At 68.8% G+C, this 22,203-nt stretch carries 16 protein-coding genes and 2 pseudogenes; 12 read left to right on the plus strand and 6 right to left on the minus strand.

Features of this window, described 5'->3' with window-relative positions; genetic code table 11:
• Positions 1-280: 280 nt before the first annotated feature.
• From FQS62_RS22040 to FQS62_RS22065, 6 genes are all read left to right on the plus strand, one after another.
• Positions 281-736, plus strand: a complete 456-nt coding sequence (locus tag FQS62_RS22040) for a MarR family winged helix-turn-helix transcriptional regulator (RefSeq protein ID WP_012481667.1) — start codon at positions 281-283, stop codon at positions 734-736.
• A 108-nt stretch (positions 737-844) separates the two neighbouring features.
• The gene (locus FQS62_RS22045; protein WP_010487502.1) at positions 845-1,054 is read left to right on the plus strand and encodes a DUF1656 domain-containing protein; all 210 of its coding nucleotides are present in this window, start codon (positions 845-847) and stop codon (positions 1,052-1,054) included.
• The gene (locus FQS62_RS22050) at positions 1,051-1,968 is read left to right on the plus strand and encodes an efflux RND transporter periplasmic adaptor subunit (protein ID WP_208044133.1); all 918 of its coding nucleotides are present in this window, start codon (positions 1,051-1,053) and stop codon (positions 1,966-1,968) included. The genes FQS62_RS22045 and FQS62_RS22050 overlap by 4 nt, the downstream gene beginning before the upstream one ends.
• The gene (locus FQS62_RS22055) at positions 1,965-3,425 is read left to right on the plus strand and encodes an efflux transporter outer membrane subunit (RefSeq protein ID WP_208044132.1); all 1,461 of its coding nucleotides are present in this window, start codon (positions 1,965-1,967) and stop codon (positions 3,423-3,425) included. The genes FQS62_RS22050 and FQS62_RS22055 overlap by 4 nt, the downstream gene beginning before the upstream one ends.
• A gap of 3 nt (positions 3,426-3,428) precedes the next feature.
• Positions 3,429-5,468, plus strand: coding sequence for an FUSC family protein (locus tag FQS62_RS22060; RefSeq protein ID WP_107380763.1), 2,040 nt, complete (start codon positions 3,429-3,431; stop codon positions 5,466-5,468).
• 61 nt (positions 5,469-5,529) lie between these two features.
• A complete protein-coding gene (locus FQS62_RS22065; RefSeq protein WP_088480460.1) occupies positions 5,530-5,928 on the plus strand; it encodes a hypothetical protein in 399 nt (132 codons plus the stop codon).
• Between the two features lie 313 nt (positions 5,929-6,241).
• On the opposite strand, the pseudogene recD reads toward FQS62_RS22065, so the two are convergent.
• The 3 genes and pseudogenes from recD to recC all read right to left on the minus strand — a co-directional run bounded on the left by recD (position 6,242) and on the right by recC (position 15,145).
• Positions 6,242-8,124: pseudogene (recD, locus tag FQS62_RS22070) on the minus strand (exodeoxyribonuclease V subunit alpha).
• Positions 8,121-11,801, minus strand: coding sequence for an exodeoxyribonuclease V subunit beta (gene recB / locus FQS62_RS22075; protein WP_208044130.1), 3,681 nt, complete (start codon positions 11,799-11,801; stop codon positions 8,121-8,123). Before recB ends, recD begins: the two are co-directional and overlap by 4 nt.
• Complete coding sequence (gene recC, locus FQS62_RS22080) at positions 11,798-15,145, minus strand: exodeoxyribonuclease V subunit gamma (protein WP_208044129.1); 3,348 nt, start codon at positions 15,143-15,145, stop codon at positions 11,798-11,800. The genes recB and recC overlap by 4 nt, the downstream gene beginning before the upstream one ends.
• Positions 15,146-15,334: 189 nt before the next feature.
• Here recC and FQS62_RS22085 point away from each other — a divergent pair, with 189 nt between their 5' ends.
• From FQS62_RS22085 to FQS62_RS22110, 6 genes and pseudogenes are all read left to right on the plus strand, one after another.
• On the plus strand, positions 15,335-16,123 hold the full coding sequence (locus FQS62_RS22085; RefSeq protein ID WP_041864700.1) for an ABC transporter ATP-binding protein: 789 nt from the start codon (positions 15,335-15,337) through the stop codon (positions 16,121-16,123).
• A complete protein-coding gene (locus tag FQS62_RS22090) occupies positions 16,123-16,872 on the plus strand; it encodes an MlaE family lipid ABC transporter permease subunit (protein ID WP_005414955.1) in 750 nt (249 codons plus the stop codon). Before FQS62_RS22085 ends, FQS62_RS22090 begins: the two co-directional genes overlap by 1 nt.
• 59 nt (positions 16,873-16,931) lie before the next feature.
• A pseudogene (gene mlaD, locus FQS62_RS22095) lies at positions 16,932-17,396 on the plus strand (outer membrane lipid asymmetry maintenance protein MlaD); the annotation flags it as partial.
• Between the two features lie 56 nt (positions 17,397-17,452).
• Positions 17,453-18,115 (plus strand): MlaC/ttg2D family ABC transporter substrate-binding protein, encoded by a 663-nt coding sequence (locus FQS62_RS22100; protein WP_088028135.1) that lies wholly within the window; start codon positions 17,453-17,455, stop codon positions 18,113-18,115.
• Positions 18,105-18,416 (plus strand): STAS domain-containing protein, encoded by a 312-nt coding sequence (locus FQS62_RS22105; protein WP_208044128.1) that lies wholly within the window; start codon positions 18,105-18,107, stop codon positions 18,414-18,416. Before FQS62_RS22100 ends, FQS62_RS22105 begins: the two co-directional genes overlap by 11 nt.
• A 1-nt stretch (position 18,417) precedes the next feature.
• Positions 18,418-19,431, plus strand: coding sequence for an MlaA family lipoprotein (locus FQS62_RS22110; protein ID WP_208044127.1), 1,014 nt, complete (start codon positions 18,418-18,420; stop codon positions 19,429-19,431).
• A gap of 84 nt (positions 19,432-19,515) precedes the next feature.
• On the opposite strand, the gene FQS62_RS22115 is transcribed toward FQS62_RS22110, so the two are convergent.
• The 3 genes from FQS62_RS22115 to rmuC form a co-directional block, all read right to left on the minus strand.
• Positions 19,516-20,061 carry a glutathione peroxidase gene (locus FQS62_RS22115; RefSeq protein ID WP_005411710.1) on the minus strand — a complete coding sequence of 182 codons (546 nt, stop codon included), beginning with the start codon at positions 20,059-20,061 and terminating at the stop codon, positions 19,516-19,518.
• A 95-nt stretch (positions 20,062-20,156) separates the two neighbouring features.
• On the minus strand, positions 20,157-20,555 hold the full coding sequence (locus FQS62_RS22120; RefSeq protein WP_208044126.1) for a hypothetical protein: 399 nt from the start codon (positions 20,553-20,555) through the stop codon (positions 20,157-20,159).
• A 71-nt stretch (positions 20,556-20,626) separates the two neighbouring features.
• The gene (rmuC, locus tag FQS62_RS22125) at positions 20,627-22,183 is read right to left on the minus strand and encodes a DNA recombination protein RmuC (protein ID WP_208044125.1); all 1,557 of its coding nucleotides are present in this window, start codon (positions 22,181-22,183) and stop codon (positions 20,627-20,629) included.
• Positions 22,184-22,203: the final 20 nt, after the last annotated feature.

The raw sequence follows: 22,203 nt of genomic DNA on the forward strand, positions 1-22,203 counted from the left end.
GCGGACCGTTGGTCCGCACTGCTTCTGCTCTTGCTTCTAAGAGCCAACCCACCGCGCTCGCGGGGTGATGGGAAGGCAGCGGGGGCCGGGCGGGGCAGGACGTCCGCGGCAGGGATGCCGCGGCCGAGCCCCCATGGATGGGTTCACGGCGTGTCCTGCACCGTCCGGCCCCCGCTGCCCCACCCGACACCAGGCAGGCGCAACGCTTTCCTCAACACACCCACCCATTCATAAAAACCCATTGATAGGAATGAAATTAGTAGTATCCTATCTATCTCTTATGGACCGACCCCTCGACGAGCGCACCGTGCTGCAGATGCAGCTCAGCTCCGGCCTGCTGTACGCAGGGCGGCAGTGGCAGCGCCTGGCCGACAGCCGGCTCGGCAGCTACGGCATCTCCACCGCGTGCACCATGCCCCTGCTGATGATCGGCCGCTCCGGCGGTGGCATCCGTCAGGTGGCGCTGGCCCAGCAGCTGGGCATGGAGGGTCCTTCCCTGGTGCGCCTGCTGGACAAGCTGTGCGCCAGCGACCTGGTCCGCCGCGAGAGCGACGCCAGTGATCGCCGCGCCAACCTGCTGTGGCTGACCGACGCAGGCCATGCCCTGGTCAGCGAGCTGGAAGACCAGTTGATCGGCCTGCGCCAGGACGTGTTCGGCGAGCTTTCCATGGATGAACTGCATGCCGTGCTGAAGGCATGGCGCCTGCTGGCCGAGGCCGCCGACCGCATCACGTAAGACCGCTGCCCCCGAATACCGCCGCTGCCGTGCACACGCCAGCGGCTTTTACCCGTTGCTGTTGTTTCGTTGTTCCTCCCCTCCCCCACCTCGCCCCCGCCCCTACCGATGCCCGGTGAATTCAGTCTCCACGGAGTGTTCGTCCCGACCCTGCTCGGGTTGATGTTGTTGGCCTATCTGGTCAACAGCGGCCTGCACGCGCTGCTGCAGCGTGCCGGCGCCTATCGCCACGTATGGCACCCGGCGCTGTTCAACCTGGCCCTGTACGGGATCGTGCTTGGCCTGCTGTTCCACCTCCTGCGTTGGATGCAATCGTGAACAAGATCGTGAAGAAGACCCTGCCGGTGCTGCTCACCAGCGCAGCCGTGATCATCGCCCTGCTGGTGCTGCGCCAGCTGTGGGTCTATTACATGGATGAGCCGTGGACCCGCGATGCCCATGTCGGCGCCGACGTGGTGCAGGTGGCGCCGGACGTGTCCGGGCTGGTGGAAACGGTGCAGGTGGCCGACAACCAGGCGGTGAAGAAGGGTGACCTGCTGTTCGTGGTCGACCGCGCCCGCTACCGCATCGCGCTGGAGCAGGCCCGCGCCAGCCTGGCCGAGCGCCAGGCATCGGTGGCGCAGCTGCGCCGCGAGATCGGCCGTGACCGCAGCCTGCAGGACCTGGTCGCCGCCGAGGACGCCGAAGTGCGCCGCGCCAAGCTGCAGGCCGCACAGGCTGCGCTGGCCACCGCACAGGCGGCGGTCGACCTGGCCGAGCTCAACCTGGGGCGTACCGAGGTGCGCGCACCGGCCGATGGCCGGGTCAACGACCGCACCCTGCGCGTAGGCGACTACGTGGTGGCCGGCAAGCCGGTGCTGGCACTGCTGGATACCGGCTCGTTCCGCGTCGATGGCTATTTCGAGGAAACCCGCCTGCGCGGCGTCGCCCCGGGACAGCGTGTGGACATCCGCCTGATGGGCGAATCGGCACCGCTGCGCGGCCATGTCGAGAGCATAGCCGCCGGCATCGAGGACCGCTACCGCAGCAACGGCAGCACCCTGCTGCCGAACGTGACCCCGGCCTTCGACTGGGTGCGGCTGGCACAGCGCATTCCGGTGCGCATCGCCATCGACGAAGTACCCCAGGGCGTGGAACTGATCGCCGGCCGCACCGCCACGGTGACCGTGGACACCGGCCGCCATCCGCACAACGACAAGGCCGGCACTGCGCCGACACAGGCGGGCCTGTGAACACCGCCCTGCCCCGTCTCGGTCTGATCGTTGCGCTGGCCAGCCTGGCGGCCTGCAGGACCGTCGGCCCGGATTACGCCCTGCCGGAAGGCTCGGCCTTCAAGCGCCCGGAGGCCAATGCAGCCTTCATCGATACGCAGAACCCGCAGGTGGCCGCCAACGAGGCGCTGCCCGACCGCTGGTGGTCGCTGTACAACGACCCGGTGCTGGACGGCCTGATCACCCAGGCGCTGCGTGACAACGTCGAGCTCAAGGCCGCCGATGCACATCTGCGTCGTGCCGCGGCGGTGTACGAACAGGCGCTGGACGCCGGTGGCTTCGAGTACGAGGCCGAGGCCGGCGTCAGCCGCGCGCAGCTGTCGGCCGAATCGTTCCTGCAGGAGCACGAGCTGCCGGTGATCAACCTGGCCGATGGCAAGTTCGCGGTCAGCTACCAGTTCGACCTGTTCGGCAAGCTCAAGCGCGGCGCCGAAGCAGCGCGTGCCGACGAGCAGTCGGTCGCTGCTGCGCGCGACCTGGCCCAGGTCAGCGTGGTGGCGCAGGTGGCCGACAGCTACCTGGAGATCTGCCACGCCAACCACGAACTGCACGTGGCCGAGCATTCGCTGCAGCTGCAGCAGCGCAGCCGCACGGTCACCGAGCGCCTGATCGCGGCGGGCCGTGGCACGCCGCCGGAACTGGCCCGCGCCAACGCCCAGGTGGCGCTGCTGGAGGCTGCACTGCCGCCGCTGCATGCGCAGCGCTCGGCGGCCGCCTACTCGCTGGCCGCCCTGCTCGGGAAGACCCCGGGCCAGCTGCCGGCCGGCGTGATCGACTGTGCGCACGCCCCCGGCCTGGCGCAGCCGTTGCCGGTTGGTGATGGCCGCGCGCTGCTGCAGCGCCGCCCGGACGTGCGCCAGGCCGAGCGCAAGCTGGCCTCGGCCACCGCGCGGATTGGTGTGGCCACCGCCGAGCTGTACCCGGACATCCGCCTGGGTGCCTCGCTCGGTGCCGCCGGCCTGCTGGAGGACTTCGGCACGCCGATGACCCAGCAATGGTCGATCGGCCCGCTGATCTCGTGGACGCTGCCGTCGTCAGGCACCCACGCGCGCATCCACGCCGCCGAGGCCGGTGCCGACGCGGCCCTGGCCGAGTTCGACCACACCGTGCTGCAGGCGCTGCGTGAGACCCAGACCGCGCTGGACCGCTATGCACAGGACCTGCGCCGGCTGCAGTCACTGCGCATCGCGCAGGAGCAGGCCGCGCTGGCCGCCGAGCAGAACCGCCGGCTGTACCAGGGTGGCCGTACGCCGTACCTGTCCAGCCTGGATGCCGACCGCAGCCTGGCCACCAGCGATGCCACCCTGGCGGCTGCCGAAGCGCAGGTCTCGCGCGACCAGATCCACCTGTTCCTGGTGTTGGGTGGCGGCTGGCAGGCCACTGCCGCTGCGGCCGGCACCCCGACCGCGGCGAAGTAAGTCATGAACGCGCTTACCGACCGCCAGGCCTGGCTGTTCTCGATCAAGACCTACCTGGCCGCGGTGGCCGCGCTGTACATCGCCATGGCCGGCAACCTGTCGCGCCCGTACTGGGCGATGGGCACGGTGTACATCGTCAGCCAGCCACTACTGGGCCCGACCCGGGCCAAGGGCGTGTACCGCATCGTTGGCACCCTGGTGGCCGGCCTGGCCACCCTGCTGGTGCTGCCGGCGCTGGTGGAAACGCCGCTGGTGCTGAGCGCGGCGATGTCGATCTGGCTGGCCGGCTGCCTGTTCATGGCCCTGCTCAACCGTGGCCCGCGCGGCTATGCCTTCCTGCTGGCCGGCTACACCACCGCCTTCATCGGCTTTCCGGCGGTGACCTCGCCGGAGACCATCTTCGACACGGTGGTGGCACGCAGCGAGGAGATCATCCTCGGCACGGTGGTGGCGGTGCTGTTCGCCTCGCTGCTGTTCCCGGCCTCGGTACGCCCGATGCTGCGCGCCCGCATCGGCAACTGGATGGAGGACGCCGCGCAGTGGTGCCGGCAGATCCTTGAACGTGGCCGCGCGCATGCGCCGCGCAACCGGCTGGCCGCCGACCTGGTGCAGTTCGAGGCGTTGATCGAGTTCCTGCGCCGTGACGATCCGCGCCATGCCGGATCGGCGGTGTCGATGGAGCGGCTGCGCGAGCGCATGCTGCTGCTGTTGCCGGTGCTGTCCTCGATCGCCGACCGCCTGAGCGCACTGCGCAGCCATGGCCAGGCCCTGCCGGAAGGCCTGCCGGAGCTGATCGACGACATCCATGACTGGCTGGACGGGCCCACCAACGCCAGTGAGTACGCCCGCCTGCGCGCACGCATCAGCGCGCTGAAGCCGCAGGTGGACCGCGACCTGCAGCACCTGCAGCTGGCCAGCCTGCTGCTGCGCCTGGAGGAACTGGTGGACCTGTGGCAGGACTGCCGCACCCTGCAGCACGCGATTGACCACGGCACCGCGCCGCTGGACCGCGCGCACTACCGCATCCGCACCGAACGCGTGGCCGCCGACAAGCACGTCGACTACGGCATGGCGCTGTTCTCCGCGCTCAGTGCCGGCGTGGCACTGATGAGCTACTGCGTGCTGTGGATCGCGCTGGGTTGGGAGGGCGGTGGCAACGGCGCGATGATGGCCGCGGTGACCGCCGCGTTCTTCGCCGCGCAGGACGATCCGGCACCGAGCATGGTGTCGTTCCTGGTATGGGCGATGGTCGCCTCGGTGGTGGCCGGCGTGTATCTGTTCGGCGTGTTCCCGGCCGTGCACGACTTCGGCCTGCTGGCGCTGGTGCTGGCGGTGGCGTTCCTGCCGCTGGGGCTGATGCTGCATCACCCCAAGAGCGCGCTGTTCGCACTACCGCTGACAGTGAACCTGGCGGCGCTGCTGAGCCTGCAGAACACCTACAGCGCCAACATCCAGACCTTCCTCAACTCGTCCATCGCGATGTTCATCGGCATTGGCTTTGCGGTGGTGATGACCCGCCTGTTCCGTTCGGTGGGCGCCGAGTGGACCGCGCGCCGGCTGGTGCGGCAGGGCTGGACCACGCTGGCCGAAGCCGCCGAAGGCCGTGGCCAGCAGGACCGCCAGCGCTTCGCCGCACGCATGCTGGACCTGCTGGGCCTGCTCGCGCCGCGCCTGGCAGCAACGCCGGAGGGCAGCGACATCGCCTCGGTGGACATGCTCAATGAAGCGCGCATCGGCCTGAACATCCTGCAGTTGCGCCGCGCCCGGCTGGAACTGCCCGAGCGCAGCCGCGAAGCGGTCGAGCACATCCTGGAAGAGGTCGCCGTGCACTACCGCCGGCAGATCGCTGCGCGCAAGCCGATCGTGGCAGCCGACGCGTTGCGCGAGCGGCTGGATACCTCGCTGGGACGGGTCGGCAGCGTGGCCGCCTGCAAGGCCCGCGACGAGGCGCTGATGGGCCTGATCGGCCTGCGCTTCGCGCTGTTCCCGGAGGCGAAGGCGCTGGCGCCGGGGTGGGCGGACGCCGACGCTGCATCAGCCTGATAATGATCGGTGGCGCCGGGCGATGCCCGGCAGCCTTTCGCCACGGCAGCAGGATGGTTCAATGAGTTACGACATGATGGTGTTCGAGGCCAGTGCCGCCCCACGTGAGGCAACGGCATTCATCGCCTGGTTCGAAAAGCAAACGCAGTGGAACGAACGCCACGAGTACGACGATCCGGCGGTCAGCAGCCCCGCGCTGCGGGCATGGTTCGCGGAGATGGCGCAGGAATTCCCGCCGTTGAACGGCCCATTGAGCAACGACGATGACGATCGTGCCGAAGTGACCGAGTACAGCATCGGTCAGCAGGTGATCTATGGCGCCTTCGCGTACTCGGTGGCCGAGCGCGCGCACGGGCGCGTGCAGGATCTGGCCGAGAAGCACGGCGTGGGCTTCTTCGACGTGAGTGCCGATGAAGCCGCGATCGTGTTCCCGGATGGGCTGGTGTTGATCGCGGAATGACGGGGGCGGCAGGGCTGCGCCCTGCACCTGCCGAATCAACGTCAACGTCAACGGCAAAAGCCTGCATTCCGTGGGTTGGCGGGGTGGGTCCGGTTGCGGGGGACGCTGCAAGTACGTCCCTGTAAGCTCGGTCGCCGCATCCATGTGGCTCACGCCCCCTCAACCGGACCCACCCCGCCTTCGACAGATCTCCACAATCTGTCTGGATGGCATGGCCTGCTCTTGGTAGGTGTCGACCTTGGTCGACACGTAGATCCACGCCATGCGTGGATGAGGGTGCGCGTTGTGATTGGAGGAATTGGAAGGACTGAGGTCAGAACAGCTGGCCCTGCACCGTCGGTTCTTCGATCGGTGTCGATGGCGCTTCGATCACGTCTTCCGCACCCAAGCGCCAAGCCAGACCACCCAGCCGGCTGGCGTGGCGTTTCAATGCGGCCTGCAGCACCTCTGCGCTGCCGGCCACATGCAGTACCTGGCGGGCGCGGGTCAGGCCGGTGTAGACCAGTTCGCGCGACAGCACGCGGCTGTCCTGGCGTGGCAGCTGCAGCCACACTTCATCGAACTCCGAGCCCTGTGCCTTGTGCACGGTCATCGCGAAGGCGCTTTCGTGCGCAGGCAGTGCGGCCGGGTGGAAGGCGCGCGGCTGGTCGACGGTGTCGCCCGGGAACCAGGCCACCATCGCGCCGCTGCCATCGCGCAGGCAGATGCCGATATCGCCGTTGAACAGGCGGTGGCGGTAGCTGTTCTCGGTGACCAGCAGCAGGCGCCCCTGGAAGTAGCCCGGGGTGTTGCCGGCCAGCAATTGTTCGATGCGGCTGTTGAGGCCGCGCGCACCTTGCGGGCCCTCGCGCAGCGCGGTCAGCACGCGCAGGCGCCCGGCCTGCTGCAGGGCAAGCACTGGATCGGCCGCGTCGGCCAACGCGCGCCAGTGGCCCAGCAGGTGCTCGCGCTGGCCGCGCAGTGGATCGGCTTCGCCTTCGTGGAAATGCACGCCGGCCAGTTCACCACTGCGCAGGAGCTGCAGCGCGGTACCGCTGTCGCCCTCGCGCACGGCATGGGCCAGCGGTGCCAGGTCCAGCGCGTCGCTCTGCCGGTAACCTCGCTGCAGCTGCACGCGACGGCCTGCAAAGGCGCGCGGTGTGGCCTGTGGTTGCAGCGTAGCCGGAAGCAGCAGACCCTGCAGTGCCTGCGCATCGTCGGCGCGGGTGCCGATGCCATCACCGCTGGCGCGCAGGATCGCGCTGAGCACGTCGCCGGCCTCGACCGAGGGCAACTGATCGGGGTCGCCAAGCAGGATCAACCGGGTGCCGCTGGCGATCGCGTCGACCAGCTTGGCCATCATCGGCAGATCGATCATCGAGGCTTCGTCGACCACCACCACGTCCACCGGCAACGGGTTGTCGGCGTGGTGGCGGAAGCGCGGCGAATCCGGGATCACGCCGAGCAGGCGATGCAGGGTGGTGCCGGTACTGGGCAATGCCGCGCATAGCGCCGGGTCCACGCCGTTCTCCTGCAGCCTCTGCACGGCAAGGCGCAGGCTCTCGGCCATGCGCTCGGCGGCGCGCCCGGTCGGCGCGGCCAGCGCCACTTCGGGCAACGGCTGGCCAGCGTGACGGGCCTGCGCTGCCAATAGCAGCAGCAGGCGGGCGATGGTGGTGGTCTTACCGGTGCCGGGGCCGCCGGTGACCAGCGCCAGCGGATGGCGCAGGGTCACGCCCGCTGCGCGTGCCTGGTGATCCTCGCTGCCCAGTGCCTGCGGGAACAGCTGCGCGAACAACGGCGCCAACGCCGTCATGTCCGGGGCCGGCAGCGGATGCCGCCGATACGCTGCAGACCGGCCGCCAACTGACGCTCGTACTCGCGGTAGCGGCGCAGGTAGAGCAGGCCGTTTTCCAGCACCAGCGGTGCATCCTCGGCGATGGCCTCGGCGTGCTCCGGCGTCGCTACCCACGGCGATGCACACAACTGTGCCAACCAGTCCTGCGCGGCAGGCCACTCGGGCACGCCTTCCAGCAACCGCTGTGGTTGCGCAGGGTCGAACGCGGCGTGGCCCTGCGACACCGCCAGCGAGGCCAGCGCCGCCGCCAGCGCCACGCTTTCCGGCGTGTCGCCGCGCAGCCGCATCAGGCTGGTCGCCAACGCATGGTCGAGGGTGCGCAGCTGGCCCTTCTGGTGCAGTTCCTTCAACAGGCTCATGCGCTGGCTCCACGGGCACGCGCGGCCAGTTCGGCCTGGGCCTGTTCGCCACCGGCGAACAGTGCGTCCAGCGCATCGACCAGCGCCAACGGGAAACGATCCACATGCACGCCGTTGCCAGCGGCATCCAGGCCGCGGCAGAACAGGTAGCGGATGCCGCCCATGTCACGGTCGTAGTCGTAGGCCGCGCCCAGGCGGAAGCGCAGCCAGCGGTGCAGGGCCACGGTGTAGATCAGCGCCTGCAGGTCGTACTCGCTGTGGCGCATGGCAATGGCCAGCAGATCCGGGCTGTAGCCCGGCAGGCGGTTGGACTTGTAGTCGAGCACGTACCAGCGCCCGTCGCGCACGTAGGTCAGGTCGATCATGCCGGTCATCAGCCCTTCCAGCCGACGGCGCTGGCCGAAGCCTCGACGACCACTGGAAACGCCATGCGCATGCAGCACCTGCAGCAGCGCCGGCACCGTGGTCGGCTCGATGGCGAAATGGAAGTCGATTTCCGCGCGGCGTTCACCTTCGCCGAGGCTGTGCAGCGCACCGCCTTCGGGCAGCGGCACGGTGAGCGTGTGACCGACCAGCGGCACCAGCACGGCCACGCCATCGTCCAGGTCGACATCGGCATAGCCTTCGTCGTGCAGCGCCTTGCGCAGTATCTCGGCCTGCCCCTCAGGGGCTTCCATGCCCGGCTGCCAGTCACCCCATGCGGCGAAGTCGACGTTCTCCATCGCCTCGTGCAGCACGTTGCCGAAACGGCTGCCCATGAAGCGCGGATCGATCGGCGCGCTGTCTTCGGCGGCAGCGGCGGGTTCGGGCAGCGCCGGTTCCAGCGGCAGTTCCGGGCCGGCTGGTTCATCAGCCGCCGGTGCTGGCAGTTCGGTGGCCGCCGCTTCGATGTCGTCGCCAGCGCCAGCATCGGCATGGGCCAGCTGGGTGAAGCTGTAGACCCACCAGTCGTGCGGCACGCGCCGGGTCAGTGCACGTACCGCCGGTAGATCACCTTCCACTTCGGCGGCCAACTGCGGCAGCGCGGTCGGTGCCTCACTGTCATCGATGTGCACATCGGCGTGCACGCGCAGCGCCTGCAGGTCACCCAGCAGCGGCGCCAGACGTGTCCTGCCGAGCCCGGCCAGATCACCCACGGCGATCCACAGCGCATGCTCGGCGCGGGTCAGTCCCACATACAGCAGGCGCGCGTCCTCGGCGCGCTGCTCGCGCTCACGTTGGCTGCTGGCCGCTTCCCAGGCCTCGTCCTTGCCCAGCTTCCAGTGCAGCTGGCGCTGGCCGCCCACATGCACCGTACAGTGCGAGGCGGTGTTCGGCGCACCGCCGTCGATCCCGACGAACGGCAGGAACACCAGCGGATACTCCAGGCCCTTGCTCTTGTGCAGGGTGATGATCTGCACGCGGCGCGCATCCGATTCCAGGCGCAGCAGCTGCTGCTCGTCATCCTGGTCGGCGCTGGCCATCTGCCCCTGCAGCCAGTCCAGCAGGCCATGCATGCCCAACGCCTGCGCCGAAGCTTCCTGCAGCAGTTCACCCAGCTGCAGGTAGTTGGTCAGGCGGCGCTCGCCGTCAATCAGCGCCAGCAGGCGTTCGCCCTGCGCGGCACAGACATCGGCGATCACCGCGAACGGCCCACCGCGCTGCCAGCGCTCGCGCCAGTGCAGCAGCTGCGCCTGGAACCCGCGTTGCAGGTCGCCCTCGCGCTCCATCGCGGCGATCGCACTTGCGCGCTGGCCGAGCAGTACCGTGGCCAGCGCTGCACGCAGGCGGCCTTCGTCGGCCGGTTGCAACAGTGCCAACAGCAGCGCACGGAGGTCACGCGTTTCCGGGGTGGAGAACAGGCTCTGCTTGCCGGCTGCCACTGCCGGAATGCCCACCGCGGCCAGCGCGCGCTGTACCAGGGTGGCCTCGCGATGCGAGCGCACCAGCACCGCGATATCACCGGGTTGCACCGGGCGCCCACGCAACACGGCATTGCCCGCACGCGCCTCGACCAGGATCTGGTGAATCGCGGCCACGCAGGCCTGGGTCGCTGCATCGCGCGAGGCATCGGCGCTCATTGCCTTGTCGCCGCCACTGCGCAGCACGCGCAGGGTGAGTGCCTTGGCGGCCTGGCCGTCGCGCAGGTAGTCCGCATCGCTACGCACGCCACCGGGCCGCACCGGCTCGAACTGGATGTCGCGTTCGAGGAAGGCGTCTTCGCCACCGTTGTCATACAGCGTCTGCAACGCGCGCAGCACAGACGGTCGCGAGCGGAAGTTCTGGTCCAGCACCGGCGCCTGCTGCGCCACCTGCTTGGCCTTCAGGTAGGTGTGGATATCACCGCCGCGGAAACCGTAGATCGCCTGCTTGGGGTCACCGATCAGGAACAGCGCCGGCGCCAGGCCCAGCTCGCGCACCTCCGGCGAATCACCGAACACGGTGTGGAAGATGCCCCACTGGCGGTCGTCGGTATCCTGGAACTCATCGACCAGCGCGATGCGGTACTGCGCGCGCAGCTGCCTGACCAGCGTCAGTCGCTGCGGGCCTTCCAGGGCGAGCGCTACGCCATCGATCAGATCGTCGTAGGTCTGTACCCGGCGTGTACGCTTCAGCGCCTGCAGGCGCTGCGTGGCTTCGGCGCGAAGCGTGTGCAGGAAATTCAGCGCGGTACCACGCAACCAGGCATCGCGTTCGGCCAGCAGCGCGACATAGCGCGACAACGGCGCCTGCAATGGCGAGGACGGCGTGCGATCCAGGAATTTCTTGTTGGTCTTGTCGGCCAGCACCTCCGGCAACAGTGCCGGCAGGCGTTCGCTGGCCAGCAGCTCGCGCGGGTCGCCGCGCTCGGCCCAGGCCAGCAACTGCCGGCCCAGCGGGTGCAGCCAGCCGAGCTTGTAGGACACGCCGTTGATCCACTTGTTGTCGACGGCATCGCAGAGGTCGATGAAGAACTGCTCGCCATGCTCGCGCACGCTTGCCGAGAGTGCTTCCGCCGCGCGCTGCAATGCCGGGTGTGGGTCGGCCAGCGCCACCGGCTGCGGCAACGGATGCAGCGGCGGCGTGCCGAGCAGCGCGCGCAGATCGGCGGCCAGCGCGTCCGGGGTGGACCACAGCCAGGTCAGCGGTTCCAGCGTGGCCGGGTCGTTGGCATGCACGCGCCACAGATCGGCCGCGAGCTCCTCCAGCAGTTCACGATCGCTGGCCAGCAGTTCCGGCGGATCAAAGGTGTGGCCGCTTTCCAGCGCATGCTCGCGCAGCACCCGGGTGCAGAAGCCGTGGATGGTGAAGATGGACGCCAGGTCGATCTCATCGGCGGCCACCTGCAGGCGGCGTTTCAGCGCAGCGGCGCTCTCGGTGCCACCGTGCAGATGGCGCTGCAGCACTTCGCGGGTCAATCGCACATCCGGTGCTTCACCGTCGGCCGGCTCCAGGTCGACCAGGCGCGCGGCCAGCGCCAGGCGCTCGCGGATGCGCTTGCGCAGTTCCTGGGTGGCGGCATCGGTGAAGGTCACCGCCAGGATCTGGCCGATGCGCAGGCCCTGCTCCACCACCAGGCGGGTGAACAACGTGGCCAGGGTGAAGGTCTTGCCGGTGCCGGCGCTGGCTTCGATCAGCCGGATGCCCTCCAGCGGCAGCGCCAGATAGGGATCGCGGCTGAGGGATTCGCTGCCGTCTTCGGTGATGGCGGTGTTCATGCGCTGCCCTCCTGGCGTGCTTCGGTGCCGAGAGCGCGGCCTTCGCGCACCGCGCTGAAGACCACCTGGCTGTTGCGCAGCAGGTCGGCGTAGCTGGCATCGGTAGCGAACGGGTCGGCACCCCGCAGCAGCAGCTGCCAGGCGTCGCTGCTGGATTCACCCCAGGTGCGGTCGCTGCCGTGCCACTGCTTCCAGCCTTCGCTGCGCTGCTTTTCTGCCGGCGCGTTGTACAGCACCCAGCCGGTGTACGGGGCAAAGCGCAGCGGCTCGCGCAGGCCACGCTGGCGCAGCTGCAGCAGCGCACGCAGCGCCGCACGTGCAGCGGGAACGCTCAGTGCCGGCAGTACATGCGGGCCGGGACCGGCGTCGCCGCCATCGTGGAACTGCACAAGCGGCAGCGCATCGCCCGCAGCGTTCGCCAGCAGCCAGTCCAGGCCGTGGCGGATCACTGCATTGCCATTGAGCGTGCCCGCACGCAGGCGCACCAGCCCTTCCGGATGCCGATCGGCGACGCGGCCATGCAGGCGCACGCCATCAATCTCCACTTCGTAGCGACGGCTTTCCAGCGGTTCGCCCTGCATCCAGCCCAGCAACGCACTGGCATACGGGCGGGTCTTCAATTGTTCCACCTCGAACTGGCGCTCGCCCAATGGGCCGGACGGCAGCAGGCCGCGCGCGCGCAGCCGCGGGTACAACGGCTCGGTATCGCCGCTGAGCGTGGCACGTACCACCGCGGCCTGCACGCTGCGCTTTTCCGGCCCGCGCGAGGACAGCACCAGCGGTTCCAGGTCATCGACTTCCTCGACGTCGTCGACCAGGCGCAGGCCCAGCGACTGTGCGAGGAACTGCCCGGCCGGGTCGCACAGGAAGCGGCGCAGGGTATCGAGCGCGACTTCGTCTTCCACCGCATCGTCGAGCGGCGGCGGCAACGAAGCATCGAACCACGGCTGCAGGCCACCGCGCTGGCCGGTGAGGCGACCGGCGGCCGGATGCCACTGGCGGCGATAGCTGAAACGGCGTGGATCACCATCGCCGAACGCCGCCGGTGAGAACGGCTGCAGGGCATGACGCACGGTGAAGTCACGGACCGCTGCAGGCGGATCGAGGTGATACGCGGCGGCGGCATCGATCAGTTCGCTGACCAGCACCGACGGTTCGCGCACGCTGCCATCGCGCGGATCGGCGCCGAGATAGCTGAGATAGAACACCTCCTGCGCGGCGGCAAACAGCTGCAGGAACAGGAAGCGATCATCCTCGCGGGTGGAGCGGTCGCCCGGACGGCGGCGCGGCGTGTCCAGCTCGGCGGTGAGCTGGTTGAGACCGGCCGCCGGGTCGCGGCGCGGGAAATCGCCATCATTGAGGCCCAGCACGCAGATCACCCGGAACGGCAGCAGGCGCATCGGCACCATGCGGCCGAAGCTGATGCCACCGGTCAGCAGCGGTGCGCGTGTATCGGCCTCGCCCAGCGCGCCGGCGAAGTGCGAACGCACCACCTCCGGCGGCACGCCGTCTTCGAAACCGGCCTTGGCGGCATCGTCGGCGAACTGGTTGAGCAGCTTGCGCAGCCGCTCCAGCGCGCGCTGGCTGTTGGGCGAGGTGGGCGCGGTTGGCAGCAGCGCATCCAGCAGCGACAGCAGGCGTTGCCGCCACTGCGCCGGGGTCAGCAGTTCGCCCAGGCGGCGCTGGTAGATGGCCAGCACGCGCAGCAGGCGCAGCAGCCGGTCCAGCGCATCCAACGCGCCGCCTTCCAGTTCGATCCACGGCGCCACCCCGGCCAGGTCGGCCTCGCTACCGGTGGCATGACCGAGTACCAGGCGATCCAGGGCGAACTGCCAGGTGTAGGCGTCGTCGGCCGGTGCCTGGTGCTGGTTGCGGTGTTTCGCGTCCAGGCCCCAACGTGCGCCGGCCTGCTGCAGCCAGCCATGCAGGCGGTCGAAATCCACCGCTTCCAGCCCGGCCGCTTCGGCCAGCGGCGCGCTGGCCAGCAGGTCCAGCACTTCGTTCAAGCCAAAGCGCGAGACTGGCAGGCCCAGCAGATGCACGAACACATCGGCCAACGGCTCGCCTGCCAGTGGACTGCTGTCGGCCAGCGCATACGGAATGTGCTCCTCCTCGCCGCCACGACCGCCGAACACCGCTTCCAGGTACGGCACATAGGGATCGATGTCCGGCGCCAGCACCGCGATCTCGCGCGCCTGCAGCGGCGGGTCGAAGCGCGGGTCCTGCAGCAGGCTGCGCAGCTGGTCGTGCAGTACCTGCAGCTCGCGCAGGCGGGTATGGCAGGCATGCACCTGCAAGCTGGGATCGTCGCTGCGCAGAGCCTCGCGCACCTCACCCGAGGGCAATGCGCGACGGTGGAACAGGTCACGCTGCAGGCGATGCAGCAGGCTGTCGGACAGGCCGCCTTCGTCCAGCGTCGGCCGGGTGTCCTCCTCCGGATCGGAATAGGCGGCGATCTCGCCGGACGGGTGCACCACCTCGTAACTGCCCAGCACCGCCATGAAATCGCGGCCAGCCGCACCCCAGGCTTCCAGCAGGCGGTTCTCGCCGGCCGCTTCACCGAAGGGATCGGGCGCGCCGCTGCGCAGGCGCTCGGCCAGCGTCTGCAGGTCGCCCCAGTACGACTGCACCGGGGTAGGCATATAGAAATGCAGCTCGCCTACCCGCGCCTGGGTGGCCATCACCCGCAGCACGTCGGGCGAGATGTTGAGCGTCGCGAACGCAGACATGCGCGGCGGCAAGCCCTGCGGCAGCGGCTGGCCGGCGCCTTCGAAGCGGTCCAGGTACTCCTGGATGCGGCGGGCGCGGTAGTCGTGGCCACGGGTGATGGTGCGCCACAGGATCGCCTGCGGGTCGGCCGGATCGGCGCCGGCCGCCCAGCGCAGCAGCCAGTCGCGCCGCCAGGCCTGGTATTTCTCGAACACCGAGGCCAACTCGCCGGCCAGCGCCCACGGCTTCAACGCGTCATCGCCGGCAAGATAGGACTGCAGCGCGCGCATCGGTGGCTGCGCCAGCAGATGCGGGTCGCGCAGTGCCTGGTACAGCTTCCAGTGCAGGCCGGCCGCGTCCAGATCGTCCTGCTCACCGCTGACGTTGGCCTTCAGCGCCCGGGCCACGAACTCGCCTGGAGTCAGGAATTCGAGGTTGGCGGCGACGCCGAACTCCGCGGCCAGTGTCGCTTGCAGCCAGCGCCGCATCGCCACCTGCGGGATCAGCACCACTTCCGGCGCCAGCAGCGGCTGGCCCGAAACCGGCGCACGCACGTTGCGTGCCAGCAGCGCGGCCAGCACGTCCAGGGAGTTGGAATGGTAGAGGCGGAAATCGCTGCCTGGGTCACTCATCATGCACAGTGTGCAGGACGGCAGGCAGTATTCAATGGTCAACCCATCGCCGGTACGGATTGTTCCGGGCTTCCGGCCGATTGTCCCGGCCTACGCGAGGCCTTGCCGTGCAACAATACTGGACCGTCCAGTCTGCTTATGTTCAGCCGGCGGGCCCGATCCTTCGATGTCTAAAAAACGTTAATGGTGCCCATGTCGGCTTCCGCCTCCAGTCTGGTGCAGTTATCCAACGTCCGCATCGACCGGAGCGGGCGCACGATTCTGCGCGACGTGTCGCTGCAGGTGCCCAAGGGCAGCATCACCGCTGTGCTCGGTCCGTCCGGCAGCGGCAAGTCGACGCTGCTGGCGGCGCTGACCGGCGAACTGCGCCCGGTCGCCGGCGAAGTCACCCTGTTCGGCAAGCCGATCCCGCATGACAGCGGCGCGCTGCTGGAAATGCGCAAGAGCGTGGGCGTGCTGCTGCAGGGCAACGGCCTGCTGACTGACCTCACCGTGGCCGAGAACGTCGCCCTGCCGCTGCGCACGCACACCCGCCTGCCCACCGCCGTGCTGCGCCGCCTGGTGCAGATGAAGCTGCATGCGGTGGGCCTGCTGGCCGCCGCCGATGCCTGGCCGCGCGAGCTGTCCGGTGGCATGGCGCGCCGCGTGGCGCTGGCCCGTGCACTGGCGCTGGACCCGCCGTTGATGATCTACGACGAGCCGCTGACCGGGCTGGACCCGATCGCCTCGGGCGTGATCATGAGCCTGATCCAGCGCCTCAACCACAGCCTGGGCCTGACCAGCATCATCGTCAGCCACCACGTGCACGAGACCCTGCCGATCTGCGACCAGGTGATCGCAATCGCCAATGGCGGCATCGTGTTCCAGGGCACGCCCGAGGCACTGCAGTCCAGCCAGGACCCGCTGTTGCGGCAGTTCCTGCACGGCCAGCCCGATGGCCCGATTCCGTTCGATGCCGCACCACGCGCGAGGGTTGCCTGATGCCGTTCGTCCAAGCCACCCGCTCGCTTGGCCGCGCCGGCCTGTTCTCGCTGACCGTGCTGCGCGGTTCGCTGCCCACGCGTGACTTCCTGGCCGAGCTGACCCGCGAAATCTACAAGATCGGCGCGCGCTCGCTGCCGATCATCGCCGTGGGCGGTGCCTTCGTCGGCCTGGTGCTGACCCTGCAGGGCTACCGCACGCTGACCACCTTCGGTGCGGCCGACGCGCTGTCGACCCTCCTCGGCCTGTCGCTGTACCGCGAGCTGGCGCCGGTGCTGACAGCGCTGCTGTTCATCGGCCGCGCCGGCAGTTCGATCGCCGCCGAACTGGGCCTGATGCGTGCCACCGACCAGATCAAGGCGCTGGAGCTGATGGCGATCGATCCGGTGGCCAAGGCGGTGGCGCCACGTTTCTGGGCGGCGGTGCTGACCGTGCCGTTGCTGACCGGCATCTTCTGTTCGCTGGCGATCAGCGCCAGCTACTTCGAAGCCGTGCACGTGCTGGGCCTGGACAACGGCGTGTTCTGGTCGGCGCTGCGCAACAGCGTGGACTTCTGGGATGACTTCGGCGTGGCAATGCTGAAGTCGGCGATCTTCGGCGGCACTGCCGCGCTGGTCGCCGCCTACGTAGGTTTCCATGCCGAGCCGACCATTGAAGGCACTTCGGTGGCGACCACCCGTGCGGTGGTCAACGCCTCGCTGCTGGTACTGATGTTCAACTTCGTGCTGTCGGCAATGTTGTTCACCTAACCCTTCCACCGGCGGTGCGCAGGCGCGCGCGGCCACAACGACTCGATCAGGTAATCCACATGGCCATCCGCGGTCCCAGACTCGAATTCTCCGTCGGCGCTTTCCTGCTGCTGGCCCTGGCCTCGCTGATGGTGCTGGCCGTGGCCTCGACCAACCAGCGCTGGAGCTGGGGCAGTGAAGGCTATGACCTGAAAGCGCGCTTCTCCCAGGTCGGCCAGCTGCGCAAGCAGGCGCCGGTGAAGATCGGCGGCGTCACCGTCGGCCAGGTCGCCTCCATCGACCTGGACCCGGTGAAGTTCGAATCGATCGTGACCCTGCGCATGGACAGCAAGGTCAAGGACCTGCCGGCAGACACCTCGGCCGGCATCTTCACCAGTGGTTTGCTCGGCGAGAGCTATATCGGTCTGCAGCCGGGCGGTGATCCGGACGTGCTGAAGGCCGGCGACGAGATCGTCTTCACCCAGCCGGCAGTGGATCTGATCCAGCTGGTCGGCAAGTACATGTTCAGTGGCGGTGCCGGTGGCGGCGCTGCTCAGAAGCCCAACGATGGCGCGCAGGCGCCTGCAACGGAACCGCAACCATGAAGATGAAACTGATCCCGGCCCTGCTCGCCTCGGCGCTGCTGGCGGCCACTCCGTTCCTCGCCCAGGCACAGGCCGCCGCTCCCGCCGCTGCCGCGACGCAGGGCCAGGCCGGCAAGGTGGTGATCGATGCCAGCAGCCGCATCCTGTCCACGCTGCAGCAGCGCAAGAGCGAGTTCACCAGCAACCCGGCCAGCCTGCGCAGCTACATCGACAGCGAGCTGACCCGTACCTTCGACCGCGACTATGCCGCGCGCCTGGTGCTGGGCCCGCACGCCCGCGGTGCCTCCGACGCCGACATCAAGCTGTTCGCCGATGCCATGGCCGACAGCCTGATGCAGCGCTACGGCTCGACCCTGCTCAACATCCAGGGCAAGCCGAGCTTCCGCCTGAAGGGCGAGAGCCCGCTGCCGGGCAACCGCGGCGTGCGCGTGAGCACCGAGCTGGTGCGCGCCGGCAACGAACCGACCCCGGTCGAGTACTGGATGCGCAACGTGAACGGCCAGTGGAAGATCTTCGACGTCAACATCGAAGGCATCTCCTACGTGCAGACCTTCCGCAACCAGTTCGACACCCCGCTGCGTCAGAAGGGCATCAAGCAGGTGGCGACCGAGCTGCACAGCGGCAGCATGCAGGCCGGACCCGCGGGCAATGGCAAGTAACGCACTGGCGCTGCTGGAAGGCGACACCCTGCGCCTGCGCGGGGTGCTCGACCGTGCTGCGGTGATTGCGCTGTGGCCACAGCTGCAGTCGCTGCCGGCCCAGCTGGCACGCCTGGAACTGAGCGAGGTCGAGCGCGTGGACAGCGCCGGCCTGGCCCTGCTGGCCGAGCTGGCCGCACGTGCGGGCAAGGCCGGCCATCCGCTGGCGATCTCTGGTGCACCGGCGGGTTACAACGAGCTGAGCGCGGCCTACCGGCTGTCGCCCGACCTGGATTTCAACGCTACTTCTGCTGCGAGCTGACATGAACGTCGTACGCACTCTCCCCCTGATCGTCCTGGCCACCGCCCTGACCGCCTGTGCCGGCAAGCCCGCACGCAGCGATGCGCCGGCAGCCAGCACCGTGGTCCCGGCCAGTACCATCGCCGAGGCCCCTGCCCCCACCGCCGATTCCGCTACGGTCGATACCGCACCGGCAGCGGCCGTGGTTGCCGCACCTGCGCCGGCCACGCCGCCATCGGCACCGGCCCGCAGCGCCGACACCGATGCGGCCAGGGCCGCAGCGGCGACCGCCCCCGGCGGTGATGACGACTTCGATGCCCTCTATGGCGGTGCCGGCAACACCGGCAGCGCGGCGGCCTACGATCCGTGGGAACCGTTCAACCGCAAGGTGCACACGTTCAACAACGCGGTCGACCGCGGTATCGCCCGTCCGCTGGCTACGGCCTATACCCACGTGGTGCCGCGCTTCGCGCGTACCGGCGTCAGCAACTTCTTCAGCAACCTGCGCGCGCCGGTGACCATCACCAACCAGCTGCTGCAGGGCCGCGGTGCCGATGCATGGGACAGCCTGGGCCGCTTCCTGATGAACAGCACGCTGGGTATTGGTGGCCTGTTCGATCCGGCCAGCAAGGCGATGGTGCCGCGTCGCAACGAAGACTTCGGCCAGACCCTGGGCGTCTGGGGTTGGCGGCGTTCGCGCTACGTGGAACTGCCGTTCTTCGGCCCGCGTACCGTGCGCGATGTGTTCGGCCTGGCCGGTGACATTCCACTGTCGCCGATCCGCCGCATCGAAGAGGACAAGGTCCGCATCGGCCTGCAGGGCCTGCAGCTGGTCGATACCCGCGCACAGCTGCTGGCGATCGACGACCTGCGCGACACCGCCGTGGACGAGTACTCGCTGGTCCGCGATGCGTGGATGCAGCGCCGCAACTACCAGATCGAGAACGATCTGCGCAGCAAGCGTGACCGTGGCCACGACGACGCCAATTCGCCGATCCCGGTCGATGCGATGCCGATGCCGCAGTGGACGCACTGAGTCCTTTCGGCGACACATGAAAAACCCCGCCTCGGCGGGGTCTTTCTTTTCCGGTAGGTGCCAACCCGGGTTGGCACGCTTTCCTCAGGCCGCCAGCGCGGCCTCGATGGCTTCGCGCAGGCGCGCGTCATCGGCAGCCACGTCCGGGGCAAAGCGCGCGATGACCTTGCCGTCGCGGCCAACCAGGAACTTCTCGAAGTTCCACAGCACCGCCGGTGCTGCGTGGATCGGGATCTCCTTGCTCGCCAGGCGCTCACGCAGCGGGCCTTCACCGATCGACTGCGGCTGGGCGGCGGTCAGCTGCTGGTACAGCGGGTGGGTGTCGTCACCAGCCACGCTGATCTTGGAGAACATCGGGAAGCTGACGTCATAGGTGAGCTGGCAGAACTGCTGGATCTCCGCCTCGCTGCCCGGCTCCTGGCCGAGGAAGTTGTTGGCGGGGAAGCCCAGCACTTCCAGGCCCTGCGCGTGCTTTTCCGCATACAGCGCCTGCAGACCTTCGTACTGCGGGGTCAGGCCGCATTTGGAGGCGACGTTGACCAGCAGCAGCACCTTGCCCTGGTAGTCGGCAAGCGAGGACGGCTGGCCGTCGATGGTGGTGAGGGAAATGTCCTGGATCGAGGTGCTCACGCGGGGGCTCCGGCAACAGCGGGGAATGGCCGACCAGCATAGCGCCGCGCGCGCTGTTGTAGCGCCGAGCATGGGCTCGGCTCTACAGGGCATCTTCAGTCAACGCAGATCGTGCCCTGCGCCTTGCCGTCATCAATGCGCTGGCGGCAGCCGAAGGTCTGGCTGGCATCGCGTTGGCAGGTACCTGTAGCGGGGCTGCCGGCAGCCACCTCGCCCGTGGCCAGGCACTGGCCGCTGCAGTCACTCTTGCGACTGCAGACCTTGCCGGCGTCGGCATAGGGAATCACGCACTGCTCGCGCTGCAGCCGGCCAAGCCGCTGCAGGGTGCCGCCGGCTGCCTGGCAGTCGACGTCACGCGCTTCGCGGTACGCCTCGGCTGCTTCAGGGCTGGTAGCTGCAGCAGGTGCCGCCGCCGTATCGGCGGCCGGTGGTGCGCTGCTGCAGGCGACAAGCAGCGCGGTCACGACAAGGCTGGTGAAGCGGCGCAGGCGCATGACGATACCTGATCGAAGCGGACAGGCCGCCAGCATACGCATCGGCGATGCAGGCGGCGTGTCAGCGTGGCTCAGGTCTCGTCCCGGTCGCCTTCACTGCCTTCGTCCTCGCCCGCCGCGTCACCCTCAGCCAGGTCGCCGAGCAGCGACTGCGCCTGTTCGGACGCCAGCGACTCCACGCCACGCAGGCGCCGTTCGATGGTGCGGGTCTTGCGGCTGGCCTCGCCGATGCTTCGACCCACCGTGGTGATCTGCTTCTCGGCCTTTTCCAGGATGCCGGCGAACTTGCCGAACTCACTCTTCACCGCACCCAGCAGGCTCCACACCTCGCTGGAACGCTGCTCGATGGCCAGCGTGCGGAAGCCCATCTGCAGGCTGTTGAGCAGCGCGGTGACCGTGGTCGGGCCGGCCACCACCACGCGGTGCTCCCGCTGCAGCAGGTCGACCAGGCCCGGGCGCCGGATCACCTCCGCATACAGGCCCTCGGTGGGCAGGAACATCACCGCGAAGTCGGTGGTGTGCGGCGGCACGATGTACTTGTCGCAGATCGACTTGGCCTGCACGCGTACCGCGCGTTCAAGCTGGATGCCCTGCAGGCGCACACCCTCGGCGTCACCCTGTTCCTGCGCGTCCAGCAGGCGCTCGTAGTCCTCGCGCGGGAACTTGGAGTCGATCGGCAGCCACACCGGCGTGTCGTCGTTGCTGCGGCCCGGCAGGCGCACGGCGATATCGACCATCTCGCCACTCTCCGGGCGCACCTTCACCGCACGCGCGTACTGCTCCTGGGTGAGCGTCTGCTCGAGGATGTTCTCCAGCTGCACTTCACCCCAGCTGCCGCGGTTCTTGACGTTGGTCAGCACGCGCTTGAGGTCGCCGACGCCGGTGGCCAGCTGCTGCATTTCGCCGAGGCCACGCTGCACCTGCTCCAGGCGCTCGGAGACCAGCTTGAAGGAATTGCCCAGCCGCGTTTCCAGCGTCGACTGCAGCTTCTCGTCCACGGTGTGGCGCATCTGCTCCAGCTTCTGCGCGTTGTCGTTCTGCAGCGCGCGCAGCTGTTCTTCCAGCGTCGTGCGCATCTCGGCGATGCGCTGCTCGTTGCGCTGGGTCAGTTCCTGCAGGCGCAGGCCAAGGCTTTCGGTCAGCCGCTGCTGCGACTGCGCGCCCTCCTCGCGGCCCTTGCGTGCATCGTCCACCAGGGTCTGGCGCAGCGCGCCGAGCTGGGTATCGGTACGCCCGGTGAGCTCCTGCAGCTGCTGGCCAAACGCATGGATGCGGGCTTCCTGCTGCTGCCCGAAGGTCTCCAGCTGGCCGCGCAGTTCCTGCAGCCGCTGCCCCATCAAGGCAGCCCCACGCTGCTGGCTCTCGGCCGCTTCGGCGCGCGCCTTGCGGGCATCTTCGCCCAGTGCTTCGCGCAGCAGATCCAGGCGCTGATCGGTGCGGGTGGACAGATCGGTCAGCGCGCGGGCGAAGCCATCGAGCTGTTCGCGCAGCTCGCTGCGCCCGGCGCGCGCCTCCTCGCGGACTGCCTGTTCCAGGCGGTCATGCGGCGGGCGGCGCAGCAGGGCGACCAGCTGCAGGATGAGCACGGCCAATAGAAGGCCGCCAATGAGCAGATATTCGGTTTGCATGGGGCAAGTGTAGGCTGGCC

This window comes from Stenotrophomonas sp. SBJS02 (assembly GCF_020428325.2).
Classification (GTDB): domain Bacteria; phylum Pseudomonadota; class Gammaproteobacteria; order Xanthomonadales; family Xanthomonadaceae; genus Stenotrophomonas; species Stenotrophomonas africana.